This is a genomic window from Tritonibacter aquimaris (assembly GCF_009617595.1).
GTDB classification, from domain to species: domain Bacteria; phylum Pseudomonadota; class Alphaproteobacteria; order Rhodobacterales; family Rhodobacteraceae; genus Epibacterium; species Epibacterium aquimaris.
The window spans coordinates 729,313-738,226 of sequence record NZ_WIXK01000001.1; the positions used below are offsets into that span (position 1 = coordinate 729,313).

General features: G+C 55.0%; 6 protein-coding genes and 2 pseudogenes. 2 read left to right on the forward strand and 6 right to left on the reverse strand.

Going from position 1 to position 8,914, the window contains the following annotated elements; genetic code table 11:
• Positions 1-2: 2 nt before the first annotated feature.
• Genes GG681_RS03520 through glpD form a run of 4 tightly spaced genes read right to left on the reverse strand, consistent with a single transcriptional unit; the run spans position 3 to position 4,656 of the window.
• Positions 3-872: a carbohydrate ABC transporter permease gene (locus tag GG681_RS03520; RefSeq protein WP_153545087.1), complete on the reverse strand. Its 870-nt coding sequence runs from the start codon at positions 870-872 to the stop codon at positions 3-5.
• Positions 872-1,948 carry an ABC transporter ATP-binding protein gene (locus GG681_RS03525; protein ID WP_153545089.1) on the reverse strand — a complete coding sequence of 359 codons (1,077 nt, stop codon included), beginning with the start codon at positions 1,946-1,948 and terminating at the stop codon, positions 872-874. The genes GG681_RS03520 and GG681_RS03525 overlap by 1 nt, the downstream gene beginning before the upstream one ends.
• Before the next feature lie 12 nt (positions 1,949-1,960).
• Positions 1,961-3,049 carry an ABC transporter ATP-binding protein gene (locus tag GG681_RS03530; protein WP_153545091.1) on the reverse strand — a complete coding sequence of 363 codons (1,089 nt, stop codon included), beginning with the start codon at positions 3,047-3,049 and terminating at the stop codon, positions 1,961-1,963.
• 20 nt (positions 3,050-3,069) lie between these two features.
• On the reverse strand, positions 3,070-4,656 hold the full coding sequence (glpD, locus tag GG681_RS03535) for a glycerol-3-phosphate dehydrogenase (RefSeq protein ID WP_153545094.1): 1,587 nt from the start codon (positions 4,654-4,656) through the stop codon (positions 3,070-3,072).
• 243 nt (positions 4,657-4,899) lie between these two features.
• On the opposite strand from glpD, the gene GG681_RS03540 reads away from it, so the two are divergent.
• Positions 4,900-5,667, forward strand: coding sequence for a DeoR/GlpR family DNA-binding transcription regulator (locus tag GG681_RS03540; protein WP_153545096.1), 768 nt, complete (start codon positions 4,900-4,902; stop codon positions 5,665-5,667).
• A 208-nt stretch (positions 5,668-5,875) separates the two neighbouring features.
• On the opposite strand, the gene GG681_RS03545 is transcribed toward GG681_RS03540, so the two are convergent.
• A complete protein-coding gene (locus GG681_RS03545; protein WP_153545098.1) occupies positions 5,876-8,020 on the reverse strand; it encodes a methyl-accepting chemotaxis protein in 2,145 nt (714 codons plus the stop codon).
• A 496-nt stretch (positions 8,021-8,516) separates the two neighbouring features.
• Here GG681_RS03545 and GG681_RS03550 point away from each other — a divergent pair.
• Positions 8,517-8,702 (forward strand): annotated as a pseudogene (locus GG681_RS03550) (integrase core domain-containing protein); the annotation flags it as partial.
• Between the two features lie 38 nt (positions 8,703-8,740).
• Here GG681_RS03550 and GG681_RS17665 read toward each other — a convergent pair.
• A pseudogene (locus tag GG681_RS17665) lies at positions 8,741-8,914 on the reverse strand (IS3 family transposase); the annotation flags it as partial.

Genomic DNA, 8,914 nt, shown 5'->3' on the forward strand with positions numbered 1-8,914 from the left:
GATCAGCCCTCCCGTTTTTCAAGATTGGTCATGATGGTGTAAAACACATAGGCGAGCGTCAGGATCACCAGGTTGTACATGATCGAGAATGCGGCTGCGGGGCCAAGGTCAAACTGGCCAAGGGCCATTTTCACCAGGTCAATGGACAGCAGCGTGGTGGCATTGCCCGGACCACCGCCGGTGACCACAAACGGCTCGGTGTAGATCATGAAGCTGTCCATAAAACGCAAGAGGATCGCGATCATCAACACGCCCATCATCTTGGGCAGTTCAATAAAGCGGAAGATCTTCCAGCGCGACGCCTGATCGATTTTGGCGGCCTGATAATAGGCCTGCGGGATCGATTTCAGACCAGCAAATGCCAACAGCGCCACCAGCGAAGTCCAGTGCCAGACATCCATCACAATGATGGTGGCCCAGGCGGCAATCACATCCTGCGTATAGTTGTAATTGATCCCCAGCGCATCCAGCGTATAGCCCAGCAGGCCAATATCAACACGGCCAAAGATCTGCCAGATGGTGCCCACAACGTTCCACGGGATCAGCAGCGGCAGCGACATCAGCACGAGGCAGAAGCTCGACCAAAAGCCGGATTTGGGCATATTCAGCGCCACAAACACCCCAAGCGGGATTTCAATGGCAAGGATAATGCCGGAAAACATCAGCTGACGCCCCAGCGCATCCCACATGCGTTCCGAGGCCAGCATCTCCTGGAACCATTCAAGCCCGGCCCAGTAGAATTCATTGTTACCAAAGGTGTCCTGCACCGAATAATTGACCACCGTCATCAGCGGGATCACCGCTGAAAAAGCGACCAACACCAGAACCGGCAGCACCAGGAACCAGGCCTTTTGGTTGACTGTTTTTTCCATCAGGCGGCCTCCCCGTTTTGCAGCCAGTCGTTGTGATAAACATTCACGCGATCGGGCGCGAAGGTGACGCGGTTCATATCCGCAGAGATCTCAGCGCCTTCGGGCGCAACAATGTTCATGTCATTGCCAAAAAGATCTGCGCGGATGATTTTGTGACGGCCCACATCTTCGACCCGGCGCACGTTGACCGGCAGGCCTTCGCCCTCGGTCAGGGTGACAAATTCGGGCCGCACGCCAATTTCAACTTTGCCGTCCAAGCCATTGAACGCGCGCTTAAGTTTCAGCTCAGCGCCATGCACGGTTGCGATCTGTCCCTGCACGCTTGCCGGGATCACATTCATGCCGGGTGAGCCGATGAAATAGCCTACAAAGGTGTGTTCAGGACGGTTGAACAGCTCCTCTGGGGTGCCGATCTGCACCACGCGGCCGTCATACATAACCACCACTTTATCCGCAAAAGTCAGCGCTTCGGTCTGATCGTGGGTCACATAGATCATGGTGTGACCAAATTCATGGTGCAGCGATTTCAGCTGGGTGCGCAGCTCCCATTTCATATGGGGGTCGATCACGGTAAGCGGCTCATCAAACAGCAGCGCGTTCACGTCTTCGCGCACCATGCCTCGCCCAAGCGAGATCTTCTGTTTTGCATCCGCGCCAAGACCACGGGCGCGGCGGTCAAGCTCGGCCTCCATGCCGATCATCTCGGCGATCTGCTGCACGCGCTGGGCCACATAAGCGGGATCAGCACCGCGGTTTTTCAGCGGAAACGCGAGGTTTTCGCGCACGCTCATGGTGTCATAGACCACCGGGAACTGAAACACCTGCGCAATATTGCGATCCGCCGTTGAGGCGTGGGTGACGTCGCGATCGCCAAACAGGATGCGACCTTGGCTTGGCTGCAACAGGCCCGAAATGATGTTGAGCAGCGTGGATTTCCCGCAGCCCGATGATCCCAAAAGCGCATAGGCTTCACCGTCGTTCCAGACGTGGTTAAGTTCTTTCAGCGCGAAATCATCTTCCGATTTCGGATTGGGCAGATAGGAATGCGCCAGATTATCCAGGGTTATTTTTGCCATCTCTCCCCCTCCTTATGCGGCCAAAGCGTAGGAGGCAGGAGCGACCAGCGCGCCCTCCTCATCAAAGATGTAGACATGCGCCGGATCGAGATAGACATTCAGCGCCGCGCCCAGTTCAAGCTTGTGAACCCCATGCACGAGCCCCACCCAGGTTTCCCCGTGGTGATCTAGATGGATAAAGGTCTCTGAACCGGTAAGCTCGGTCACCTTGAGCCGGGTTTCAAATGTCATCGCCCCCTCATGCGGCGCGCTGATTTCCACGTGATTGGGGCGGAACCCCGCAAGATATCGACCATCGGCAAGATCGGCCATTGGCCCCACGGCTGGCGCGCTTTGACCATCACCAAACATGATTTTCTTGCCGATTTTTGATACCTTAAGAAAATTCATCGGCGGGTCGCTGAACACCCGTGCGGTGGTTGCATCTACCGGTTGACGATAGACATCCGGGGTTGGCCCGAACTGGGTGACGCGCCCTTCCCACAAGGTAGCCGTATTGCCGCCCAGCAAGAGCGCCTCTTCCGGCTCGGTGGTGGCGTAAACAAAGATTGATCCCGCTTCGGCAAAAATCTTGGGGATTTCCTGGCGCAGCTCTTCGCGCAGTTTGTAATCAAGATTTGCCAGCGGCTCATCCAGTAGAACAAGCCCCGCGTCCTTGACCAGCGCGCGCGCCAGGGCACAGCGTTGCTGCTGACCACCAGACAGCTCCAGTGGTTTGCGATCCAACATGGGGGTCAATTGCATCAGATCCGCGGTTTTTTTCACCGCCGCATCAATTTCTGCGCTGGTTTTCCCCAAAAGACGCATGGGCGATGCGATATTGTCATAGACGCTCATCGACGGGTAGTTGATGAACTGCTGATAGACCATCGCCACCTGGCGATCCTGTACCTTTTGGCCGGTCACATCCTGACCCTGCCACTCAATCTTACCCGTGCTGGGTTTATCCAGCCCCGCCATCAGGCGCATGAGCGATGTCTTTCCCGCCGAAGTGGGGCCAAGCAGCACATTCATCGTGCCCTTGGTCAACGTCAAATCAGTAGGGTGAATATGGATATGCCCATTCACCCGTTTTGACACGGCTTGTAGCTCCAGTGTCATGTCTCCCCCTTCTTTTTTCCCTATCGCGCTGCGGCGGTTGCGCCTTTGGAGCGGCGCGTTTTCATCCATCGTTCCAGATGGCTGATCTGTTCTTTTGTCAGGCGCAGGCCAAGCTTGCTGCGCCGCCAGATCACATCCGCACTCACACGCGCGTATTCTTTATCCATGAGCCAGATCACTTCTTTGGCGTGTAGGCTGGCTCCAAAATCTTCACCCAGATCGTCAGGTGATGTGGCATCGCCAAGAAGGCGTTTGGCATCGGTGCCATAGGCGCGCACCAGACGTTTGGCCCAGCGATCATCCAGAAACGGATAGCTCTGGCGCAAATCAGCGATCAGATCGGCAACGCCATCAACCGGGAAATCCCCCCCCGGCAAGGCCACGCCCGCAGTCCAGGGTTTGCCCGGATCCTCAAGCACGGTTGCAATCTCTTCCAGCGCGCTTTCGGCGAGGCGGCGATAGGTGGTGATCTTGCCACCAAAGACATTCAACGCCGGAGCGCCGCGGCTGTGATCCAACTTTAGCACATAATCGCGCGTTGCAGCGGTCGCGCTGCTGGCCCCATCATCATAAAGCGGACGCACACCGGAATAAGACCAGATGACATCATCGGTCGAAATTGGATTGGCCAGATAGGTGTTGATAAAGCGAATGAGATAGTCGCGCTCTTGCGGTGTGCAATCGGGTTTGATGCTGGCGTCTGAGTGCTCTGCATCTGTGGTGCCGATCAGGGTGAAATCCGTCTCATAAGGGATAGCGAAAATAATGCGCCCGTCCGTGCCCTGTAGGAAATAGCATTTATCGTGATCAAACAAACGCTTGGTGACGATATGTGATCCACGCACCAAACGCACGCCACTGCTGTTGTTGGAGCGCAACGTGCCCCGCAGCACATCCCCAACCCAGGGACCAGCCGCATTGATCACCATTTTGGCGGTGACGCTGTGGTCCTGCCCGGTTTCCATATTGCGCAATGTGACAGTCCAGATGCCATCTTGGGCCTCGGCTGAAACCACCTTGTGGCCCACCATGATCTCTGCGCCGCGGGCTTCGGCGTCGCGGGCGTTCAGCACCACCAGCCGGGAATCCTCCACCCAGCAATCCGAGTATTCAAACGCTTTGGCAAACCGGTCCTGCAGCCCACGCCCCTCGGGGCTAGATTTCAGATCAAGCTTTGACGTGGCTGGCAGGATCTCACGGCCGCCGAGATGGTCATACAGGAACAAACCCAGACGAATGAGCCAGGCCGGTCGCCGCCCTTTGAGCCAGGGCATGAACAGACCCAACAGTTTTGAGGTGGGCGTGTCGGCGTCAAAACGCATGCTGGCATGATAGGGCAGCACAAAACGCATCGGCCATGAAATATGCGGCATCGCCTTTAACAGGGTTTCGCGCTCAACCAGCGCTTCGCGCACCAGTCGGAATTCGAAATATTCGAGATAGCGCAGACCGCCATGAAACAGCTTGGTCGAGGCTGCCGAAGTGGCAGAGCCGATGTCATTCATTTCCGCAAGCCCCACGCGCAATCCGCGCCCAGCTGCATCGCGGGCAATGCCGCATCCATTGATACCACCGCCGATTACCAGCAGGTCAAATGTGGTTGTCATCAGATCTTCTCCCCGCCGTTACATTCGGCGCCTGAGAGATTGGTGACAAAAAACGAGCGCAATTGGAAGCTAAAAATGTTCGTTTGCGCGCGCTTTTTACTAAGGGCGCAAAAAAACACACAAAAATCCGCAGCGCTGGAGCCGTGATGCGACCAAAAGCAAACAAAAACGAACCCTCGAATTTGTATTCCGCGTATAAACCCCATAGAATCGAACACTGACTTTCCAGATTTGAGGCACGTAATGGTCCAGACCCTACGCAAACCCGAAATCCTCACCATCGCCCGTCGTGAGGGCAAGGTGACCGTTGAAGGGCTGGTGGAACATTTTGGCGTCACACCTCAAACCATTCGCCGCGATCTGAGCGAACTTGCAGATGCCGGCGAATTGGAACGGGTCCACGGTGGGGCGATCCTGCCCTCAACCACCACCAATATCGGCTATACCGAACGGCGTGATCTCAATCTTGCAGCCAAAGTGGATATTGCCCGCGAAGTGGTGAAACATATCCCCAATGACTGCTCGCTGTTTCTCAATATCGGCACCACCACCGAGGCGGTGGCGACAGAGCTGCAAAACCACATGGGGCTGTTGGTGGTGACCAACAATATGAACATTGCCACCATTCTTTCGGGCAACCCCAACATTGAGGTGGTGGTCACCGGCGGCAATCTGCGCCGCTCTGACGGTGGTCTGGTTGGTGAACTTGCGCGCGACACCATTTCGCAGTTTCGCTTTGATTATGCGGTGATTGGCTGCTCAGCCCTGCATGAAAACGGCGATATTCTGGATTTCGACATTCAGGAAGTTGGCGTCAGCAAGGCCATTATCAACCGCAGCGATCAGGTATTTCTGGTGGCGGATCTGTCGAAATTTGACCGCAAGGCCCCTGCCCGCATTGGTGCGCTTTCCGATATGGATGTGTTTTTCACCGATGGATCCCCTCCACTGGCCGCGCAGCAATATTGCCATTCAGTTGCAACCAAAGTGATCGAAGCCGAGCAAAGTTAAGATACTGTGCCCAGCCTTGTTACGCCACGACCCCAGTGCGAAACAGCATTGCAGAGCGCCTGAAAATATAAAACAGACGGCCGCTATTAGGCCACATCTGTATTCCGTCCCAAGGTTCGCAGGCTGCGCAATCCCAGACTCATGCCGCCGTAAAACAGAAACGGCCCGCGCGTTGGCGCAGGCCGTTCTATAGCTATTCTAGAGCAGGTTAGAAATCTTCCCAGCCACCATTGGCAACTTTGGCCGGTGGTGGTGGCGCTGCAACGCTTTGCGGCTGTGCAGGTGCAGCTGCGCGGGCGTTTGACGATGCATCACGCGCATCCCCAATTTTGAACTGCGCCATCAACTCAGCCAGCTTGCTTGCATCCGCATGCAGCAAATGCCCCGCTGCGGTGGCCTCTTCAACCATGGCAGCATTTTGCTGGGTCACCTGATCAAGCTGGCTGACGCCGGTGTTGATCTCGCTGAGGCCGGTGGATTGTTCAGACGCCCCTTCAGCAATGTTGGAAACCAGATCAGAAATCGTATTGACCCGATCCACAATCCGCCCCAGCGCTTCACCTGCTTGACCAACAAGATCGACACCCTGGCTGACCTGTTTGGAACTGTCGCCAATCAGTGTCTTGATCTCAGTCGCCGCATCCGCAGATCGTTGCGCAAGGCCGCGCACTTCGCTTGCCACAACAGCAAACCCTCGGCCTGCCTCTCCGGCGCGTGCGGCCTCAACTCCCGCATTCAGCGCCAGCAGGTTGGTCTGAAACGCAATATCGTCAATCACCGAGATAATCTGCGCAATCTTATTGGAGGACTGCTCAATTTCATTCATGGCTGAGACAGCGTTTTTCACCACATTGCCGCTTGCTTCGGCTTCTTCACGCGCGGATTGCATTGTCTGCTCCACATTGCGTGCGCCATCAGCCGCAGATTTCACCGATACCGTCAATTCTTCCAGGGCTGCTGCGGTCTGCTCAAGCGTTGCAGCCTGGCTTTCGGTTCGGTTGGACAGATCATCAGACGCAGTGCTGATTTCCGACGCACCATTATTGATACTGCTGGTGGCCTCGATGACATTTTCAATCGTGTCTTTCAGCGTCGCAACCGTGCCGTTGAAGCTATTGCGCAATGCTTCATACTCCTCGGGGAAGCTTTCATCGATGGAGCATTCCAGATCACGTCGGGACAACCGGGCGAGATGCTCATCCAGTTTACCAACAACCGCACCACGGTCGGCAATGCGATTCGCCTCAATTGCATTCAGCTTGTCGTCAGCCTCTGCAAGTGCGGCGCGGGTTTTTTCCATCGCTTGGCTCAACTTACCCACTTCGGTCTGCGACTCCAGATTTGCGGGTTTGAAATCGAACTCCTTACGAGACAGCCGATCAAGATCGGCCTGCAACGCGCCAAACTGCCGTGTGAAAGCGGTAATCAAACGCAAACCGATCAGCCCGCTGATCAGCAAAGAAATGGCAACGGCAGCCAAGGTCACAATAAGAGCCTGACGGGCCTCTGCCGCTTTTTGCGCAGCCAGATCCATCATGGCACCAGTCACGGTATTTTCGACATCAAATAGAGAGCTAACCCAGCGGGTTGCGCGCTCAAACCAGTCGCGCGCGTCATAGTTGGGCGCCGGAGTATTTGGGCCTGCGTCAAGCACCTGTGTACGAATGCCCGGCAATCCGGTGGGTGCGAGACCTTTGCGCGTCTCCAAATTTGGCAACATCTGACCAAAAGCCAGATCTGCAATATCCAGCAGCTGCTTTTCAATGGCGCCAGTGCGGTTGAACCAGCGATAAAGTGTGAGGTTGAAACGGTCCAAACCAAAGCCGCCTGCACCAGCCGCACGTTGCTGCCCCGCTGCTTCCTTGGCATAGGCCAGATTGACCAACCCCGAGCTCAACCGCAACATATCCGCGTCTTTTTGCTGAAACAGATGAGAGCTAACGTCATCCAAAATACGCGCAATGGTGCCAGAATACTTCGCGCCCATCTGTCCAGGATTCAGTTCAAGCGCAGTTACCGATTTGCGAAAACTTTCAAGCTCATTCAAATGCTTGAGCGTCTTTGCTGCAGAAGCTGGAACAGCCTGAATTGCCTGATCAACCTGCCCACGCGTGGTAGACAAATCGGATGCTGCGGACGCCCCCTTTGAAGAGATGTAAACCGCTGACAAACCTCGTTCAACCTGCAGGAAATGAACCACTTCCAACAGGGCAACTGAGGCCTGCGTATCAGTTTGGGTCGTTTGAGCATTGTTAAAATACTCCCAATCTGAATAGGCTTTAAAACCACCAATACCCGCAAGTGCCAGAAACGGGACGACGATAAGCGCAATGATCTGCGATCTAAGTGACATTTAACTTCCCCTACGAACAACAGCGCGAGAAAAATTTTCGCTGGGTCGTAGAGCTATCAGAGAAAAAATAACACATCCCTAAAGACGAAAGCAGAAAACGGAATAAAATGTAAAACACAGCTGAGCAAAGAAAAAACACTTCGCTTCATCCATCAAATGGCACGGTCAAAGACCGCATTGTTAACATACTGCGACTGCATCCGTGCTGAACATAGCACTTCTGACGGTCAAATTCAGACACCCACCAGCCAAAACACCATGCAGTTGGATCTTGGAGCTCGCGAAAAGAGCCAGCCACAAACAGCTATCTAAAGCCGCACAAGTGCGCGGTGTCAGAACGTCACCAAAATCTGGAACCAAACGGGTGAGTTTTGCGAGCACCCTTCTCAGGAAACGCATGCTCGAACCTCGGGCAACACTAACGACTGCGCATCGTTGGGCCGCCGCAGAATAACCCATAGAAAGCGCCATTGTGTCGCGCGGCTCCAGTTGCGTCTCCGTTGGTCTGGCTGAATGGTTGCAGGGCAAAGGTATGGAGCATTCTCGCGGTGCACCGTATTCCCCTCAGAAGCAGGGCAAGATTGAGCGATGGCACCAACCCCTCAAGAGCCGCATTCTGCTGGAAAACTACTTCCTGCCCGGCGGCCTCAAAGCTCAGATCGAAGCCTTCGTCGCACACTACTGGACCTGTCACGCTTTTGTGCCGCTCCAAGTGCTCGTTTAAGCCACCTTCCGTTCAAAAGCGACCGGGCTTTTCCAGCCTAATGCTGAGTGTCGGCGGAGCGGATTCTAGAACCCGTTAATGCATTCAAAGATCGCCACCTCTGCCTTCCGCCGTGTTTCCCATGAATGCCGCCAGATCAGTTCTGACTTGATGGTTTTGAAGAAGGTTTC